The organism is Bradyrhizobium forestalis (assembly GCF_002795245.1).
GTDB lineage: Bacteria > Pseudomonadota > Alphaproteobacteria > Rhizobiales > Xanthobacteraceae > Bradyrhizobium > Bradyrhizobium forestalis.
This window is the reverse complement of the sequence record NZ_PGVG01000021.1, coordinates 73985-92046: the sequence shown is the minus strand read 5'-3', so window position 1 is coordinate 92046 and position 18062 is coordinate 73985. Positions and strand designations below refer to the sequence as shown.

17 protein-coding genes are annotated in these 18062 nt (G+C 65.2%); 10 read left to right on the top strand and 7 right to left on the bottom strand.

What is annotated here, in order from left to right:
- Positions 1 to 6 precede the first annotated feature (6 nt).
- Complete coding sequence (locus CVM73_RS23640; RefSeq protein WP_100234253.1) at positions 7 to 1011, top strand: inorganic phosphate transporter; 1005 nt, start codon at positions 7 to 9, stop codon at positions 1009 to 1011.
- Here CVM73_RS23640 and sugE read toward each other — a convergent pair.
- Positions 1004 to 1318 (bottom strand): quaternary ammonium compound efflux SMR transporter SugE, encoded by a 315-nt coding sequence (gene sugE, locus CVM73_RS23635; RefSeq protein ID WP_100234252.1) that lies wholly within the window; start codon positions 1316 to 1318, stop codon positions 1004 to 1006. The two genes, CVM73_RS23640 and sugE, sit on opposite strands and share 8 nt — an antisense overlap.
- A 158-nt stretch (positions 1319 to 1476) precedes the next feature.
- On the opposite strand from sugE, the gene CVM73_RS23630 reads away from it, so the two are divergent.
- Entirely contained in the window at positions 1477 to 3099 is a 1623-nt protein-coding gene (locus tag CVM73_RS23630) for a peptide chain release factor 3 (protein WP_100234251.1), read from the top strand.
- A gap of 245 nt (positions 3100 to 3344) precedes the next feature.
- The gene (locus CVM73_RS23625; protein WP_100234250.1) at positions 3345 to 3926 is read left to right on the top strand and encodes a hypothetical protein; all 582 of its coding nucleotides are present in this window, start codon (positions 3345 to 3347) and stop codon (positions 3924 to 3926) included.
- A gap of 50 nt (positions 3927 to 3976) precedes the next feature.
- On the opposite strand, the gene CVM73_RS23620 is transcribed toward CVM73_RS23625, so the two are convergent.
- Positions 3977 to 4933, bottom strand: a complete 957-nt coding sequence (locus CVM73_RS23620; protein ID WP_100234249.1) for a TIR domain-containing protein — start codon at positions 4931 to 4933, stop codon at positions 3977 to 3979.
- Positions 4934 to 5068: 135 nt separating this feature from the next.
- Between CVM73_RS23620 and CVM73_RS23615 the strand changes: the two genes are divergently transcribed.
- From CVM73_RS23615 to CVM73_RS23585, 7 genes are all read left to right on the top strand, one after another.
- Complete coding sequence (locus CVM73_RS23615; RefSeq protein ID WP_100234248.1) at positions 5069 to 5719, top strand: queuosine precursor transporter; 651 nt, start codon at positions 5069 to 5071, stop codon at positions 5717 to 5719.
- A gap of 65 nt (positions 5720 to 5784) precedes the next feature.
- Positions 5785 to 6369 carry an NnrU family protein gene (locus CVM73_RS23610; protein WP_100234247.1) on the top strand — a complete coding sequence of 195 codons (585 nt, stop codon included), beginning with the start codon at positions 5785 to 5787 and terminating at the stop codon, positions 6367 to 6369.
- 73 nt (positions 6370 to 6442) lie between these two features.
- Complete coding sequence (locus CVM73_RS23605) at positions 6443 to 8035, top strand: class I adenylate-forming enzyme family protein (protein ID WP_100234246.1); 1593 nt, start codon at positions 6443 to 6445, stop codon at positions 8033 to 8035.
- A 165-nt stretch (positions 8036 to 8200) separates the two neighbouring features.
- Positions 8201 to 8860, top strand: a complete 660-nt coding sequence (locus CVM73_RS23600; RefSeq protein WP_100234245.1) for a tetratricopeptide repeat protein — start codon at positions 8201 to 8203, stop codon at positions 8858 to 8860.
- A gap of 32 nt (positions 8861 to 8892) precedes the next feature.
- Positions 8893 to 9444: a hypothetical protein gene (locus CVM73_RS23595; RefSeq protein WP_100234244.1), complete on the top strand. Its 552-nt coding sequence runs from the start codon at positions 8893 to 8895 to the stop codon at positions 9442 to 9444.
- 48 nt (positions 9445 to 9492) lie between these two features.
- Positions 9493 to 10875: a ribosome biogenesis GTPase Der gene (der, locus tag CVM73_RS23590; RefSeq protein ID WP_100234243.1), complete on the top strand. Its 1383-nt coding sequence runs from the start codon at positions 9493 to 9495 to the stop codon at positions 10873 to 10875.
- On the top strand, positions 10872 to 12128 hold the full coding sequence (locus CVM73_RS23585) for a TCR/Tet family MFS transporter (protein WP_100234242.1): 1257 nt from the start codon (positions 10872 to 10874) through the stop codon (positions 12126 to 12128). Before der ends, CVM73_RS23585 begins: the two co-directional genes overlap by 4 nt.
- 140 nt (positions 12129 to 12268) lie before the next feature.
- On the opposite strand, the gene CVM73_RS23580 is transcribed toward CVM73_RS23585, so the two are convergent.
- The 5 genes from CVM73_RS23580 to CVM73_RS23560 form a co-directional block, all read right to left on the bottom strand.
- Positions 12269 to 13495, bottom strand: coding sequence for an ABC transporter substrate-binding protein (locus CVM73_RS23580; protein ID WP_100234286.1), 1227 nt, complete (start codon positions 13493 to 13495; stop codon positions 12269 to 12271).
- A 167-nt stretch (positions 13496 to 13662) separates the two neighbouring features.
- Complete coding sequence (locus tag CVM73_RS23575) at positions 13663 to 14811, bottom strand: NHL repeat-containing protein (RefSeq protein ID WP_100234285.1); 1149 nt, start codon at positions 14809 to 14811, stop codon at positions 13663 to 13665.
- A 79-nt stretch (positions 14812 to 14890) separates the two neighbouring features.
- Positions 14891 to 15631, bottom strand: a complete 741-nt coding sequence (locus CVM73_RS23570) for an SDR family NAD(P)-dependent oxidoreductase (protein ID WP_100234241.1) — start codon at positions 15629 to 15631, stop codon at positions 14891 to 14893.
- A 159-nt stretch (positions 15632 to 15790) separates the two neighbouring features.
- Entirely contained in the window at positions 15791 to 17314 is a 1524-nt protein-coding gene (purF, locus tag CVM73_RS23565; protein ID WP_100234240.1) for an amidophosphoribosyltransferase, read from the bottom strand.
- Positions 17315 to 17342: 28 nt separating this feature from the next.
- Positions 17343 to 17972, bottom strand: a complete 630-nt coding sequence (locus CVM73_RS23560) for a CvpA family protein (protein ID WP_100234239.1) — start codon at positions 17970 to 17972, stop codon at positions 17343 to 17345.
- Positions 17973 to 18062 lie beyond the last annotated feature (90 nt).

The window sequence follows — 18062 nt, the reverse complement described above, 5'->3', positions numbered from 1 at the left end:
GCCGCCGTGGATGCCGCGTTGGGTCTTCCCGTCCTGGTCGGCTTGATCGCCGTCGCGCTGCTGTTCGACTTCCTGAACGGCCTGCACGACGCCGCCAACTCGATCGCGACCATCGTCTCGACCCGCGTGCTGCGGCCGCAATTCGCGGTGTTCTGGGCCGCGTTCTTCAATTTCATCGCCTTCCTGGTGTTCGGGCTGCATGTCGCCCAGACCATCGGCACCGGCATCATCGATCCCGCGGTCGTCGACGCCCAGGTGATCTTCGCGGCGCTCGTCGGCGCCATTGTCTGGAATCTCGTGACCTGGGCGCTCGGCATCCCATCCTCGTCGTCGCATGCGCTGATCGGCGGTCTGGTCGGCGGCGGCATGGCCAAGGCGGGAATCTCGGCCGCGGTGTGGAGCGGGTTGTCCAAGACGGTGCTGGCGATCGTGCTGTCGCCCCTGGTCGGCTTCCTGCTCGCAATGATGCTGGTGGCGATCGTGTCCTGGGCCTCGGTGCGCTCGACGCCATTCGCGGTCGATCGCGCCTTCCGCATCCTGCAATTCGCCTCCGCCTCGCTCTATTCGCTCGGCCATGGCGGCAACGACGCGCAAAAGACCATGGGCATCATCGCGGTGCTGCTCTACTCGCAAGGCCATCTCGGCAGCGACTTCTCGGTGCCGTTCTGGGTCGTGCTGTCCTGCCAGGCGGCGATGGCTCTGGGCACGCTGATGGGCGGCTGGCGCATCGTCCGCACCATGGGCCTGCGCATCACGAAATTGACGCCGATGCAGGGTTTTTGCGCCGAGACCGGGGGCGCCGCGACCCTGTTCATGGCGACCTATCTCGGGGTTCCCGTCTCGACCACCCACACCATCACCGGTGCCATCGTCGGCGTCGGCGCCGCCCGCCGCGTCTCGGCGGTGCGCTGGAACGTCGCCAGCTCGATCGTCTATGCCTGGGTGATCACGATCCCGGCTGCGGCGATCGTCGCAGCGCTGACCTGGTGGGCGGTCCAGATCGTCAGGTAACGAGCTTCAGCCCGATAATGCCGGCGATGATCAGGCTGATGCTGGCAAGGCGGAACGCGGTGGCCGGCTCGCCGAACAGGTAGATGCCCAGTGTCGCGGTGCCGACCGCGCCGATGCCGGTCCAGACCGCATAGGCGGTTCCGACCGGCAGTGATTTGAGCGCGAGTCCGAGCAGGATGACGCTGCCGGCCATGGCCGCAAGCGTGATGACGGACGGAACAAGCCTGGTAAAACCCTCGGTGTATTTCAGGCCGATCGCCCAGGTGATCTCGAGAAGGCCGGCGACGAAGAGGATGCTCCAGGCCATGACGACCCTCCATTCAAGGCAGGGTCGTCCCCGCGGCCGATGTGCTGATGGGCAGGGGAGGTCGTCCTCCCAAGCGCCGATATGGGGCTGGCCGAAGGGCTCCGCAATCACCAAATCAGGCTTGATCCAGCCCGTTTTCCCTGCCACACGCTCCCGCCATGTCCGACATCGCCACCACCGCAGCCGAATCGCCGGCCCGTTCCCCGCTTGCCGCTGAAGTGGCGCGGCGGCGGACCTTTGCGATCATCTCCCACCCTGACGCCGGCAAGACCACGCTGACCGAAAAGCTGCTGCTGTTCGGCGGCGCCATCAATCTCGCCGGCCAGGTCAAGGCCAAGGGCGAGCGGCGCAACACCCGCTCGGACTGGATGAAGATCGAGCGTGAGCGCGGCATCTCGGTCGTGACCTCGGTGATGACCTTCGAGTTCGAGGGCCTCGTCTTCAACCTCCTGGACACGCCGGGCCACGAGGACTTTTCGGAAGACACCTATCGCACGCTGACGGCGGTCGATTCCGCCGTCATGGTGATCGACGCCGCCAAGGGCATCGAGGCGCGCACCCGAAAACTGTTCGAGGTCTGCCGCCTGCGCGACATCCCGATCATCACCTTCATCAACAAGATGGACCGCGACAGCCGCGACGTGTTCGAGCTGCTCGACGAGATCGAGAAGACGCTGGCGCTCGACACCACGCCGATGACCTGGCCGGTCGGCCGCGGCCGCGACTTCCTCGGCACCTACGACGTCGTCAATGGCGGCGTGCGCCTGCTCGAAGGCGGCGGCGCCAAGACCGGCGCGGCGCTTGAGATCGAGATCGAAGAGCTCGCCAAGCTCAACGCCAATCTCGACGTCTCTGCCGTGAAGGACGAGCTCGAGCTCGTCACCGAGGCGTCAAAGCCGTTCGAGCTGGAAGCGTTCCGCGAAGGCCATCTGACGCCGGTCTATTTCGGCAGCGCGCTGCGCAATTTCGGCGTCGGCGACCTCCTGGAGGGGCTCGGCAAGTTCGCGCCCGAGCCGCGCGCGCAGGACAGCGACCAGCGCAAGGTCGAGGCCACCGATCCGCGCATGAGCGCCTTCGTGTTCAAGATCCAGGCCAACATGGATCCGAACCACCGCGACCGCATCGCCTTCGCGCGGCTGTGCTCCGGCAAGCTCAGCCGCGGCATGAAGGCGAAGCTGGTGCGCACCGGCAAGAGCATGCCGCTGTCGAGCCCGCAATTCTTCTTCGCGCAGGACCGGTCGGTGGCGGACGAGGCCTTCGCCGGCGACGTCGTCGGCATTCCCAATCACGGCACCCTGCGCATCGGCGATACGTTGACGGAAGGTGAGGATTTCAACTTCGTCGGCGTGCCGAGCTTTGCGCCGGAAATCGTCCGTCGCGTCCGTCTCACCGACGCGATGAAGGCGAAGAAGCTGAAGGAAGCACTTCAGCAGATGTCGGAGGAGGGCGTGGTGCAGGTATTCCGCCCGCGCGATGGTGCGCCGGCGCTGGTCGGTGTGGTCGGCGCGCTCCAGCTCGACGTGCTCAAGGCGCGGCTGGAGGCGGAATATTCGCTCCCGGTCGAGTTCGAGGTCAGCGAATTCCAGCTGGCGCGCTGGGTCTCCTCGGAGGACCGCAAGAAGCTCGACACCTTCATCGCCGCCAATACCTCCAGCATCGCGGACGACGTGGACGGCGATCCCGTGTATCTCGCCAGGAACGAGTTCTACCTCGGCTACACCAGGGAGCGCGCCGAGGGCATCGAGTTCACCAACGTCAAGGACGTCAAGAAGAAGGGGTAGGGACGGCTCGCTGGTAGCCATGCGCTCGGCTTTGCAGCCACACCCACCGCTGTCATTCCCCGCGAAGGCGGGGAATCCAGTACACCGCAGCCCCTCGATTTAATCATAACCGTCACGGCGTACTGGGTCGCCCGGTCAAGCCGGGCGACGACAGCATGCCTGAACGCGGGCATGTGAACGCGCACGGACTTGACGCGCGCATTCACAATGCCACCTATCTCCACATAGCATCGCGAGCTCGCATCATGTGGCGCGGCATTCCCATTCTTATACTGCTGGCGCTACCAACCGTTGCCGCCGCCGACGCGCGGCCCCGGCAGATCAATCCGATCCCGTTCTCGCACGAGCCGTGCAGCGTGCTCGACGGCCGGCCCTGCACGCCGTCTTATTGCAGCCCGCTCGAGCCCGGCCCCTGTATTCCCGAGATCGACTACCCTTACGGCCAGAACCTCCAGCTCACGATCGAAAGCGTGCCGTCCGACGCCGACCGCGCCAAATACCGCAAGCCAGATCACGATCTCGACACGATCGGCGATCTCTTTGCCGAGCTGCGCAGCTGCTGGTCGCCGCCGTCGAATAATGCGCGTGAGGGCATGCAGATGTCGGTGCGGTTCAGCCTCAACCGATCGGGTGGCCTGATTGGCCCACCGCGCATGACATTTGCGACCGCGGGCGTTCCCGCCGACACCCGCTCGACCTATCTCAATGCGATCAATTCATCGCTGAAGGCTTGCTTGCCGCTGAGATTGACCGACGGCTTTGCCGGCGCGCTGGCCGGCCGGCCGATCGCGATCCGTTATGTCGACAATCGGCAAGTCCCAAATTGACCCGCTATCGCGTTTAGCCCCAGCGGCACGGCCGCGGTGAGAGGGTCTCGTCAGCTCAACAATTTCCAGTTGTCCAGCTTGCGGACGATGGTGGCTTCGATGTCCTCGATCCTTTCGAATTCCTCATAGGTGACTCCGTTGAGATCGGATGGCAGTCTCAGCGGTTTCTTCAGCAGGATGGCGACCCGGTCGAACGCGCGGAATTTGGCAAAGAGCATCCCCATCTCGAAGATGACATTCTCGCGCGCTCGCGCCGCGAGTTGCTCATTGGGTTTTCCCAAGCGTCCTTCGTCGTCGGGCGTGGCAAGGATGAAGCCTGCCTTGCACGTCCGGATCAGCTCTTCCAGGGCTGACAGGATCGTCGTTGCATTCTTGTCTTCCCGCATCAGCACCTTCGGATTGACCTTGTTCTGCCGCAAGATCGATTCCAGTGATATCCGGCTCCTTTCGTCCCTTCCATGTACGATGAAGACGTTGCGGTCGAGCTGAAGCTCCGGATGCGGCGTATGCAACGCAAGTGCCAGAATATCGGTGTAGGCCTCCAGAACGCGCTGGTCCTCGGGGGAGAACGCCTTCTCCGGGATGTTGTTATGGAAGCAAGCGACCCCAAACGGACTCCGGCCGGGTCCCAGTTTGATCGGGAAGCAGACCATATTCTGGATGGGGCTGTCGCCGTAGAATTCATCGCCTTTCGCACGTGAAAAGACCGTGGGCGTGCCCGTGCGGAAGCAGTTGCCGGCGACGGTTCCGAAGTAGCCCAGCGTGGTGGGAAACCTGGCCCGCGCGTTAGAATCCAGCAATTCCTCGCGAAACAGGAAGTCGCCCTCATTGAAGAGCACCAGCCTCTTCATTTTGGGATGGTCGATCAGGACCGATCCCGCATCGGCCGCCGAGCTGATCGCGATTGCCGTCTGCAGGAATTCCACGATGATGGCTTCCTGCGAACGGCCGTGGGAGGCACGAAGAAAATCCAGTATTCTGGCATCGAAACTGATTTTGCCGGTCATAATGAACCGTCCGGTCGATCTGCAATGTTCGGATCATATTCCGCCGGACGCCGAATTCAACAACAAGTTGTCTTTCGAGGTTTTGGCTCGTAGCCTTGACCTATCAACGCCAGATTGCCCCGGGGCCGTGAGCCGATGGACGCCAGGATCAGCTATTTCCTATTTCTGCTCACGCTCCATTCCTCGCTGCTGATCACCAGCACGATCGCGGGCTCAAAGCTGTTCGCGCTGCCTTTCGGCCTGGACGCCAGCGCGACCGTCTTCAGCTATCTCTTGACATTCATCATTCTCGACACGATCGCGGAATTGTTCGGCAGGGAGTATTCCAGGCGGGTGATCAATCTCGGCCTGCTCAGCATGGCCTTGTCCGCCGCCTATTTCGAGTTTGCCGCCTATCTCCCGGCAGCTTCAGGCTGGCACCACCAGCAGGATTTCGAAACGGTCGTCAGCTCTTCGGTTCGAATCTGGATCGGAGGCTGGATCGCCTACATGGTCAGTCAGCACTTCGACCTGTCGTTCTTCCTTCTGCTGCGCGGGACGGCATTCGGCAGGAGGTCCGTGGTGCTGTCGGCCTGGCTCAGCCTGATGCTGGCCCAGCTGCTGGACACCGCGATATTCGTGTCGATCGCGTTCTACGGGACCGGCGTCGTCCTGCCGACGATCATTGGTCAGTACCTGATCAAGCTGCTCTTCTCCACGGTTGCCGCGCCGCTGGTGAAGCTCAGCATCTCGATGGGGCGAGACTGGATCGAAGCCCGAAGCGGAAAGCTGGCTGAGAAGGACTGACGCATTGCGCTTCGCGGGGTGAAGATGATACCTGAGGGAGCACGGGTCTTACGCAAGGGGATGTCGTGGGTCTGGTGGTCATGATGCTGGGGCTGGCGCTGTTTTTCGCGGCCCATATGTTCACGACGCAGCGCGATGCGCGCGCGCAGGCGATCGCGAAGCTGGGCGAGGGGACCTACAAGATCCTCTATTCGCTGGTCTCGCTGGCGGGGCTCGCGCTGATCATCTGGGGCTTTGCCCACTACCGCAGCTCCGGCTGGATCGACGTCTGGTCTCCGCCGAAGGCGATGAAGCACATCACGCTCGCGCTGATGCTGCCGGCGGTCGTCCTTGTGGTGGCGTCATATTTGCGCGGCCGCATCTATGCGACGCTGAAGCATCCGATGCTGGCCGGCATCAAGCTGTGGGCGGCGGCGCATCTGCTCGCCAACGGCGATCTCGGCTCCATCATCCTGTTCGGCTCGTTCCTCGCCTGGGCGGTGTATGACCGCATCACGCTCAAGCACCGCACCGACGCCGGCGGCCCGCCGATTCCGGTCGGCGGCGTCACCAACGATCTGATCGCGGTCGGGGTCGGGGTCGTTGCTTACCTGGCGCTGGCTTTTGCGTTCCATCCCGTCGTGATCGGTGTTCCCGTCGTCGGCGTCTAGCCGATCAGCACAAGACAGGAACTGCTCGCCCGTGCGCGGAAGATAACAACAGCAACAAAGCCGAGGCACGCCGATGGACTGGTCGCAATCTCAGATTCCGCCGATGCGGCTCGAGGCGCGCTTTGGCGATCGGGTGGTGCCGGCGTTCTGCGACCGGCCGACGAGTCTGTGGGTGATGATCGCCGATGCCTGCGCCCGCAATCCCGACGGTGAAGCGCTGATCGCAGGCGATATCCGCCTGAGCTGGCGGCAGGCCGTGGAGCAGGCCGCACGGATTGCAGCGGGATTTCGCAAGCTCGGTTTGCAGCGCGGCGACCGCGTCGCCATCCTGCTCGGCAACCGTATCGAATTTCCGCTGCTGCTGCTTGCCGCCGCACATGAGGGGTTGGTCACCGTGCTGCTCAGCACGCGCCAGCAGAAGCCGGAAATCGCTTATGTGCTGACCGATTGCGGCGCAAGGATACTGATCCACGAGGCCGCGCTCGCCGAGCGGCTGCCCGATGCGCGGGATGTGCCCGATGTGATCCACCATATTGCCATCGACGATGATCGGGCTCTGTCGCGTTTCGCGGTGCTCGCCGACAACGCGCCGGCGCCTGCGCCGGTCGAGGTGGGCGAGGAGGACACCGCGATGATCCTCTACACCTCGGGGACGACAGGCAAGCCGAAGGGCGCGATGCTGGCTCATTGCAACATCGTGCATTCCTCGATGGTGTTCGTGTCCTGCCTGCAATTGACGGAAACCGACCGCTCGATCGCGGCGGTGCCGCTCGGCCACGTCACCGGCGTCGTCGCCAACATCACGACGATGATCCGCTGCGGCGGCGCGCTGATCATCATGCCGGAGTTCCGGGCGGCCGACTATCTCAAGCTCGCCGCGCGCGAGCGCGTCACCTACACCGTGATGGTGCCGGCGATGTACAATCTCTGCCTGCTCCAGCCGGATTTCGACAACTATGATCTGTCGAGCTGGCGCATCGGCGGCTTTGGCGGCGCGCCGATGCCGGTCGCGACCATCGAGAAGCTCAAGGCGACGATTCCTGGCCTGAAGCTGATGAACTGCTACGGCGCGACCGAGACGACGTCGCCCTCGACCATCATGCCGGGCGAGCTGACGGCGAGCCACATCGACAGCGTCGGCCTGCCGTGCCCCGGCGCGCGCATCATGGCGATGGGGACGGACGGGCGCGAGCAGCCTCCTGGCGAGATCGGCGAGCTCTGGATCCAGAGTGCCTCGGTCATCAAGGGCTATTGGAATAACCTCCAAGCCACGGCCGAAAGCTTCACCGGTGGGTTCTGGCACTCCGGTGACCTCGGCTCGGTCGACGCGGAAGGGTTTGTCCGCGTGTTCGACCGGCAAAAGGACATGATCAATCGCGGCGGCCTGAAGATCTATTCGGCCGAGGTCGAATCCGTGCTGGCCGGCCACCCCGCCGTGGTCGAGAGCGCGATCATCGCCAAGGCCTGCCCGGTGCTGGGCGAGCGCGTCCACGCCGTGGTGGTGACGCGCGCACCCGTTGCCGACGCCGATTTGCGCGCCTGGTGCGCCGAGCGGCTGTCCGACTACAAGGTCCCCGAGACCATGGCGGTCACATCAGAGCCGTTGCCGCGCAATGCCAACGGCAAGGTGCTGAAGCGGCAGCTGCGGGAGCGCCTTGGAACCTGAGCCGGGCGGCCGCTCCGGGCTTCTGCTGGGTGGTTAACGCCTTGATCGGGCTTGCTTTGCCTTGCCACCGCCATATCGTTAGGGTACCCCGCCGCCACGCGGGGACGGGATTCCTGACGCGAACGCTTTGGCGCGCGCACCCGGACGGGCATGGGATTAGCATAAGTGTCTGAATTATTTGACGAAGTCGACGAGGAAGTACGTCGCGAGCAGTTCAAGAAGCTGTGGGACAAGTATTCGATCTACTTCGTCGCCCTGATGGTGCTGGTCGTGGCGGCGGCTGCCGGCTGGCAGGGTTATAAGTACCTGGAGGCCAAGAAGGCCGCCGAGGCCGGTGCCGCCTTCGAGAAGGCCGTCGAGCTGTCCGAGCAGGGCAAGCACGCGGACGCCGAGAAGGCCTTCACCGAGCTCGCCGCCAAGGCTCCGTCCGGTTATCGCACCCTGGCGCGGCTGCGCGCTGCGGCCGAAGCCGCGAGCGGCGATCCCAAGGCCGCCGCGAAGATGTATGACGACATTGCCGCCGATCGCAGTGTTGGTGGCGAGTGGCAGGATCTGGCGAAGATCCGTGCTGCCGGCCTGCTGCTCGACAGCGCCAGCTATGCCGACATGCAGCAGCGGCTGGAGGCCTCCGCCGCGCCGAAATCGAAATCGACCTTCCGGCACAGCGCTCGCGAGATGCTGGCGCTGTCGGCCTGGCGCAACAACGACATGACTGCAGCCCGCAAATGGCTCGACGCGATTGACGGAGACGGCGAAACGCCGCCCGGCCTGCGCTCGCGCGCCGAGGCGCTCGCCGCCCTGCTGCCGCCCGTCGCCAAGAGCTGACGACGGCCCTCTGACTTGAGACGAGACACAAGATGCGCCGCACGCCACGCTTGATCGCAGCCGCCGTCCTGATCGCCTTCACCGGCGTCCTGGGCGGCTGCTCCAGCTTCGATCCAAGCGACATGCTCGACTTCCTCGACACCAAGAAGAAGCTGCCGGGCGACCGCAAGCCGGTGTTTCCGGAGGGCGTGCCGGGCCTCGAGCAGGGCGTGCCGAAGGAGATGTACAAGGGCGCGCAGCAGCAGCCCGATCCGGGCGCCCCTGCGGTCGCGGCCCTGCCCGCCGAGCCCCCGCCGGAACCGGCCAGGCCGGCGAAGGGGGCCAAGGCGAAGCACACCAAGCAGCCGGCCGCAGCAGCAGTCGCGCCGGCTGAAGCGCCCGCCGGCGAGATCGACGGCGAGGCCCAGCCGGAGGCCGCGCCGCCCACCGCCGCCCCGCCGCCCAAGCACAAGATCGTCCGCAAGCGCACCACCGCGCCGCCGCCTGATCAGCCCGTCCAGCAGGCGCAACCAACCCAGGCCCCGCAGCAGCAATCGCAGAGCGCCTTCCCGGCGCCGCTGCCGAGCGGCAGCTTCTCGCGCTAATTTTTCCTCGCATTGACAGGCGCAGCCCCGGCAGCGCACGAATGACCGATGTCCTTCACGATCGCCATCATCGGCCGGCCCAATGTCGGCAAGTCGACGCTGTTCAACCGCCTGGTTGGACAGAAGCTCGCGCTCGTCGATGACCTGCCGGGTGTCCCCCGCGACCGCCGCGAAGGCGAGGCCAGGCTCGGCGACCTCCAGTTCATCATCATCGACACCGCCGGCCTCGACGAGGGCGCCAGGGGCTCGCTGACGGCGCGCATGCAGGAGCAGACCGAGACCGCGATCGCGCAGGCCGACGCGCTGTTCTTCGTCATCGACGCCCGCATCGGTCTCACGCCCACCGATCGCGCCTTCGCCGACTTCGCCCGCAAGGCCAACAAGCCGGTGCTGCTCATCGCCAACAAGAGCGAAGGCAAGCACGGCGATGCCGGCGCGATGGAAGCCTTCGCGCTCGGCCTCGGCGATCCCATCCAGGTCTCGGCCGAGCATGGCGAGGGTATGGGCGAGCTTTACGACGCGCTCGCCAAGCTGATGCCGGAGCCCGTCGACGAAGACGCGGTCGAGGACGACGAGCCGCTCTCCGAGGAGGAGGCCGCGACGCGTCCGATCCGGGTCGCCATCGTCGGCCGGCCCAACGCCGGCAAGTCGACGCTGATCAATCATCTGCTCGGCGAGGAGCGCCTGCTGACCAGCCCGGAGGCCGGCACCACGCGCGATTCCATCGCGGTGGAGATCAACTGGAAGGGCCGCGATTTCCGCGTGTTCGACACCGCCGGCCTGCGGCGGCGCTCGCGCATCGAGGAGAAGCTGGAGAAGCTCTCAGTCGCGGATGCGCTGCGCGCGGTGCGCTTTGCCGAAGTGGTCGTGCTGATGATGGATTCGCAGAATCGCTTCGAGGAGCAGGATCTGCGCATCGCCGATCTGATCGAGCGCGAGGGAAGGGCGGTCGTGCTCGCCGTCAACAAATGGGACCTGATGGAGACCAAGGGCGGCGGCGCGATCTCGGGCCTGCGCCGCGATTCCGACCATTGGCTGCCGCAGCTCAAGGGCGTGCCCATCGTCGCCGTCTCGGGCCTGATGGGTGAGGGCATCGACCGCCTGATGCAGGCGATCCAGGACGCCTATGCGGTCTGGAACAGGCGCGTGCCGACGGCCGCGCTCAATCGCTGGTTCGAGCAGGCGATCCAGGCCAACCCGCCGCCGGCGGTGTCCGGCCGCAGGCTGAAGCTGAACTATATCACGCAGAACAAGGCGCGCCCGCCGAGCTTCGTGCTGTTCTGCTCGCGCGCGGACGCGGTGCCGCAGTCTTACTTGCGCTACCTCACCAATTCCATGCGCGAGACCTTCGATCTGCCGGGCACGCCGGTGCGCATCACCTTGCGCGAGAAGGCCAATCCTTTCGCGCACAAGCGCAAGCGGCCGTCGTGAGCGACGGTGCCGGCGAGGCGCTGGCGGCAAGTGCTGCGCCGGCCCGGCGCGGCGCGGTCGCTTTCATCTTCGTCACCATCCTGCTCGACATGTTGGCACTCGGCGTGATCATGCCGATTCTGCCCAAGCTGATCGAAAGTTTCGTCGATAACGACACCGCGCATGCGGCGCGCATCTTCGGCCTGTTCGGCACCGCCTGGGCCTTGATGCAGTTCGTGTTCTCGCCCGTCCTCGGCGCGCTGTCCGACCGCTTCGGACGGCGCCCGGTGGTGCTGCTGTCGAATTTCGGGCTCGCGGCCGACTACGTGCTGATGGCGCTGGCGCCGTCGCTGGTCTGGCTATTCATCGGCCGCGTGATCTCCGGCATCACCTCGGCCAGCATCTCGACCGCGTTCGCCTATATCTCGGATATCACGCCGCCGGAGCGGCGCGCGGCGATCTTCGGCAGGATTGGTGCGGCCTTCGGCGCCGGCTTCATCTTGGGCCCGGCGCTCGGCGGCCTGCTCGGTGATATCGATCCGCGCCTGCCGTTCTGGGCCTCGGCAGCCCTGAGCTTCGCCAATGCGCTCTATGGGCTCTTCGTGCTGCCGGAATCGCTTGCGCCCGACAAGCGCGCGCCGTTCCGCTGGCGGAGTGCCAATCCGATCGGGGCGCTGCACCTGTTGCGATCCAACGCGGTGCTCGCCGCGTTGTCGGTCGTCAATTTCATCGCGCAGGTCGCGCATGTCGTGCTGCCCTCGACCTTCGTGCTCTATGCGACCTATCGCTATGGCTGGGATTCCAAGACCGTGGGATTGACGCTGGCGATGGTCGGCATCTGCGCCATGGTGGTGCAGGGGCTCGCGATCGGGCCGATCGTGCGCGCGCTCGGCGAGCGAAATGCATTGTTGCTCGGCCTCTGCTGTGGTGCGATCGGCTTCGTGGTCCTGGGCGCTGCGCCGACCGGACCGCTATCCTGGCTCGGCATTCCCATCTTGGCGCTGTGGGGCATCTCGGGGGCCGCCTCGCAATCGCTGATGACGCGGCTGGTCGCGGCCGATCAGCAGGGCCAGTTGCAGGGCGCGACCGCGAGCGTGCAGAGCGTGTCGCAGCTCGTCGGCCCGTTCCTGTTCACGCTGACATTTTCCTATTTCATCGGCGCCAGCGCGCCGCTGCATCTGCCCGGCGCGCCGTTCCTGCTCGCAGCGGTGCTGATGGTGGTATGCGCAGTGATCGCGGTGCGGACGCTGGGGGCGACGAAGACGGTTTCGTAGGGTGGGTTAGCCTCGCGGATTGCGCGAAGCGCAACCCGCGAGGCGTAACCCACCACTTTGGTTTCAGCGGAGATAGAAGCGGTGGGTTACGCCAGCGGACCGCGCTTCGCGCAGCCGCCGGCTAACCCACCCTGTACTTCCTATTTCTTCACCAGCGGGCAGTCGCTGTCCTTGAGCGGCTTGGCCGCATCCTCCGGATCGATGGTGGCGACCAGCTTGTAATAGTCCCACGGTCCCTTCGACTCCTCGGGCTTCTTCACCTCGAACAGATAGGCCGGGATGAGGCGGCGTCCGTCCTGGCGCAGCGGGCCCTTGCCGAACAACGGATCGTCGGTCGGCAGCTCCTTCATCTTGGCGACGACCTTGGCGCCGTCATGCGGATTGCTGCCGAGCGCGTCCATCGCCTTCAGGTAATGCAGGATCTCGGCATAGAGGCCCGCAACCGTCATCGAGGGCATCGAGCCCTTGGGCGAGACCTTCTGGAAGCGCTTCGACCATTCGCGGGTCTTGTCGTTGAGGTCCCAATAGAAGGACTCGGTGAAGGTCAGGCCCTGCGCGGTCTTCAAGCCGAGCGAATGCACGTCGTTGATGAACAGCAGCAGCGCCGCGAGCTTCTGCCCGCCGGAGACGATGCCGAACTCGGCGGCCTGCTTGATCGCATTGGTGGTGTCGCCGCCCGCATTTGCAAGGCCGATGATCTTGGACTTGGAGGACTGCGCCTGGAGCAGGAACGAGGAGAAGTCCGCCGTGTTCAGCGGGTGCTTGACGCCGCCGAGCACCTTGCCGCCGGTGGCCGTGACGACGGCGCTGGTGTCACGCTCCAGCGCATGGCCGAATGCGTAATCCGCGGTGAGGAAGAACCAGCTATCGCCGCCCGCCTTGGTCAGCGCCTTGCCGGTGCCGTTGGCGAGCATGTAGGTGTCGTAGGTGAAGGAGACGGTATTGGGCGTGCAGGCCTTGCCGGTCAGGTCGGCGGTGGCCGCACCCGAATTGAGCAGCACCGAATTCTTTTCCTTGACGAGGTTGCTCACCGCGAGCGCAACGCCGGAGCTCGGCGTGTCGGCGATGGCGTCGACCTTGTCGGCATCGATCCATTGCCGGGCGATGTTGACGCCGATGTCGGGCTTGTTCTGGTGATCGCCGGAGAGGACCTCGATGGTCCAGCCCTTGGCCTTCAGGCCGGAATCCTCGACCGCCATTTTCACCGCCGCGACCGAGTTCGGGCCGCCGATGTCGGCATAGAGACTCGACATGTCGTTGAGCACGCCGATCTTGACGGTCTTGTCCTGCGCGTAGGCGGATGTTGCAAAACCGAAGGCGGCGCAGGCCAGAAGGGCCGCGGAGCGGCGTGCGAACGTCGTCGTCATGAAAGTTTCCTCCATTGTCAAATATGCGGACGGCCCTCTTGCGGAGTCTTGGTCCGGTTGATGGCTCTAGCCTGTCCCACGGCCGGCGGCAATGCACCTAAAGCCGGATGACGCCTTCGTCGTAGCGTCATCCATCGGTTAACTTTTGGGCAAGATGCGTTGAGACGCTATTTGAGCGCGTCCGATGTCAGCGTGAACTTCTGGATGCGCTTTCCGGTATCGACCTCGGCGGTATAGACATTACCCTTGGCATCGATCGCCATGGCGTGCACCCAGTGGAATTGCCCGGCATTGCGGCCGCTGTGCCCGAAGCTGCCGACCACGCTGCCGTCGTCGCGCTTGATGACTCGGATCTCATTATTCTCGCCGTCGGCGCTGAGCAAATAAGTCTGCTTCGGGTCGGGCCAGATCGCGATGTCCCACACCGCGCCGTTGCCGAGCGTGTTCTTCTCGAAGAAGAACTCCTTCACGAAGCTCCCGTCTTTCCTGAACACCTGGACGCGGTTGTTGATGCGGTCGCAGACGTAGACCAGCCCGTCATTGGCGAGCTTGACGCAATGGACGGGGTTGCCGAACTGCTGGGCGACCGGGGCCTTGGGATCGTAGGGCGCCTGCTTGGCGTCATCAGGCTTGTTGCCGTAGGCGCCCCAATGCCGCTTGTAGGCGAGCGTCGTCGCGTCGAACACGATGACGCGGCGGTTGCCGTAGCCGTCGGCGACGTAGATCTCGTTCGCCTCCTTGTCGATCGCGGTCTCGGCGGGCTTGCCGAGCTGCGTCGTGTCGTTGCTGCCGAGGCTCGGCGCGAACTTGCCGATCTGGGCGACGAACTTGCCGTCGAGCGTGAACTTCAGGATCGCATTGTCGTTGTCGGCATTGCCGCCGACCCAGACGAAGCCGCGCTCGTCGACCTCGATGCCGTGCTCGCGGCCGACCCATTCATAGCCTTGGCCGGGACCGCCCCAGGACCGCAGCAGATTGCCGTCGCTGTCGAACTCGAGCACCGGCGGCGCCGACACGCAGCACTTGGAGCGCGGCGGGTTGAGGCTCGCGCCCTTCTCGTCGTCGGTGAGCGAGCGTGGACGATGGATCACCCAGATGTGGCCCTGCCAGTCGACGGTGATGCCGCCGACCTGGCCGAGGATCCAGTTGTTCGGCAGCTGCTTCGGCCAGGAGGGATCGACCGCAAAAGTTGGGATGTCGCCGGCGGTTGCCGTGCCCGGAAGCGCAAATGCGATGGCCGCAATCAGGAGAGAGAAAGCGTGAGCGACATTTGCGAGCGCACGGCGAAGCGCTGCGCGATCATGCCATGGTGCCATGGCCACCTCCCTTTTTTGGCTCTGCGGCTTGCTGCCGCTTAAGCGCGCGCAGTCAATCGCGGGGAGGTCATGGAGTCAATCAGGCCGGCGCGCGGAAGCTCATCAAGGTGCGGGTCTTGTAGTCGTAGAACTTGCCGGTCTCGGTCCATGCGGGCGCGCAGAGCGGCACGATGAATTCGGCGACCTGCTCGGGCGTGTCGAGCGTTGCAGGATCCTCGCCCGGCATCAGCGTGGCGCGCATGCGGGTGCGGACCGGGCCGGGATTGAACAGGTTGACGCGCAGCGGCGTGTTCGCGGTCTCCTGCGCCCAGGCGCGCGCCAGCGTTTCCAGCGCAGCCTTGGAGGCGGCGTAGGGGCTGACATAGGCGGTCGCCTTGGTGGCGGCGCCCGAGGTGATGAACACCGCGCGCCCGGCGTCGGACTGCTTCAGCAGCGGCTCCATGCAGCGGATCAGCTGGAAGTTCGCGGAGACATTCACCGCCATCACGTCGTTGAAGGTCTTCAGCTCGATATGGCCGATCGGCGAGGAGGGGCCGAGCACGCCGGCATTGCCGACGAGGATGTCGAGCTTGCCGTAGCGCTCATGCAGGCCGGCGCCGAGCCGCGCGATGCCGTCGGAATCGGTGAGGTTGAGCGGCACCAGGGTGGCGCTGCCGCCGTGCTTGCGGATCTCGTCGTCGAGCTCCTCCAGCCCGCCTTGCGTGCGCGCCACTGCAACGATGTGCGCGCCGGCTTTGGCCAGCGCGCGTGCCGTGGCGAATCCGATGCCGCGCGAGGCGCCGGTGACGAGAGCGATGCGGTTGGCGAGGGGTTTTGTCATGGCGGGGTTTTACAGGCGTGGATGGCCGGGACAAGCCCCTCACGACCGTCATTCCGGGATGGTGCGAAGCACCAGACCACAAGTGCGCAATTGCGCACCGGGGAATCCCGAGATCCCGGGTTCGGTCCTGCGGACCGCCCCGGGATGACGCCTTCCGCGTCAGCTCGCCTCCGCCAGCAGCGACAACTGCCGCGGCTGCTGTTCGGTCTGGGTCTGGTCGGTGAGGTGGGTCGGATAGGCCCCGGTGAAGCAGTGGTCCGAGAACTTCGGATTGGCGGGGTCGCGGCCGGGCTCGCCCATGGCGCGGTACATGCCGTCGATCGAGAGGAAGGCGAGCGAGTCGGCGCCGATGATCTCGCGCATCTCCTCTAGCGAATGCGTCGCTGCGAGCAGGCCGCCGCGGTCGGGCAGGTCGATGCCGTAATAATCGGGATAGAGGATCGGCGGCGAGGCCAGGCGGAAATGCACTTCCTTGGCGCCGGCATCGCGCATCATGCGCACGATCTTCTTCGAGGTGGTGCCGCGCACCAGCGAGTCGTCGATCAGGATGATGCGCTTGCCTTCGATCGCGGCACGGTTGGCCGAGTGCTTCATGCGCACGCCGGATTCGCGGATCGCCTGCGTCGGCTGGATGAAGGTGCGGCCGACATAATGGTTGCGGATGATGCCGAGCTCGAACGGCACGCCGGAATGCTGGCTGTAGCCGACCGCGGCCGGCACGCCGGAATCCGGCACCGGCACGACGACGTCGATCGGCACGTGGCTCTCGCGCGCGAGCTGGGCACCGAAGGCCTTGCGCACCTCGTAGACCGAGCGGCCGTGGACGATGGAATCCGGCCGGGAGAAGTAGATGTATTCGAAGATGCAGGGGCGCGGCGCCATCGGCGGGAACGGCTTGTGAATGTCCTGGCCGTTCTCGTCGAACACGATGACTTCGCCGGGCTCGATGTCGCGCACGAAGCGCGCGCCGATGATGTCGAGCGCGCAGGTCTCCGAGGTCAGGATCGGACAGCCGTCGAGCTCGCCGAGCACCAGCGGGCGGATGCCGCGCGGATCGCGCGCGCCGACCAGTTTCTTGTTGGTGAGCGAGACCAGCGCATAGGCGCCCTCGATCTCGCGCAGCGCGTCGATATAGCGCTCGATGAAGCGGGCGCGCTTGGAGCGGGCGACCAGGTGCAGGATCACCTCGGTGTCGGTGGTCGACTGCATCATCGCACCGTGCCGCACGAGCTCGCGGCGCAGCGTCAGGCCGTTGGTGAGGTTGCCGTTATGCGCGACCGCGAGGCCGCCGGCATTGAGCTCGGCGAACAGCGGCTGCACGTTGCGCAGGATGGTGGCGCCGGTGGTGGAATAGCGGACATGGCCGACCGCCACGCTGCCGGGCAGGCGGTCGATCACCTCGCGGCGGGAGAAGGTGTCGCCGACGAGGCCGAGGCGGCGTTCCGAGTGAAAGCGGCTGCCGTCGTAGGAGACGATGCCGGCGGCCTCCTGGCCGCGGTGCTGGAGGGCGTGAAGGCCGAGCGCAGTGATGGCGGCCGCATCAGGGTGACCGTAGATGCCGAAGACGCCGCATTCCTCGCGCAGCGTATCGCCTTCCAGATCGTCCTGAAGCTCCAGCGCGGCCGGCCCCTTGCCGGCGTTTGGATCGAGATCAAGTTGGGCGTCCTGGTCAGGGTGTCGCATCTCGTCCGCGCCTCTCTTTAGGGCTCTATCAACGCGCCGCAGGTTTCTCGATCAGCTTCTTCATGCCGTCACGAGCCGATTTACTGTATCCGTCGCCGCTGCCCGAAGGCTGCTGCTCGGATTCAGCTTGATCATCATCTGGTTTGTTTTTCTTGAATCTCTTCAAGATGGTGTTCTCGGGGTCGTCGGGCAAGAGGGCCATCAGCCAATCGCCGGTTCCCTGGAGCACGACGCGGGACTTGGCCCCCGTGACCCAGTCCGGGCGCTGCTTGTCCGGCACCAGCCAGGTGAAGAAGAGGAAGGCGACCACGACGATCAAAAGCCCGCGAGCCAGCCCAAACAGGAAGCCGAGGGTACGATCCAGCGCGCCGATTCGCGAATCCAGGATCATGTCGGAGATCCGGACCGTGATGACGGAGACCACGACCAGGGTGCCCACGAACACGCCGGCGACCACGACCACGCTCGCGACGGTGTCGTTGTTGAAATAGGTCTTGGCGGTCGGCAGCAGCTTCGAGAACGAGTACAGCGTCACGATTGCCGCCGCGCCCCAGGCCGCGATCGACAGGATTTCGCGCATGAAGCCGCGGACCATGGCGAGCAGGCCCGAGATCAGCATCACACCGAGCAGGATCAGGTCGAGGATGGTTACTGGCATCGGCTGGTCTGGTCCGCTCGTACTCTCAAAGGCGCTCTAGCCGAATCGGTGTTTGGCCGCTGCCCTAAAAGAAGGGCAGACGGCGTTCCC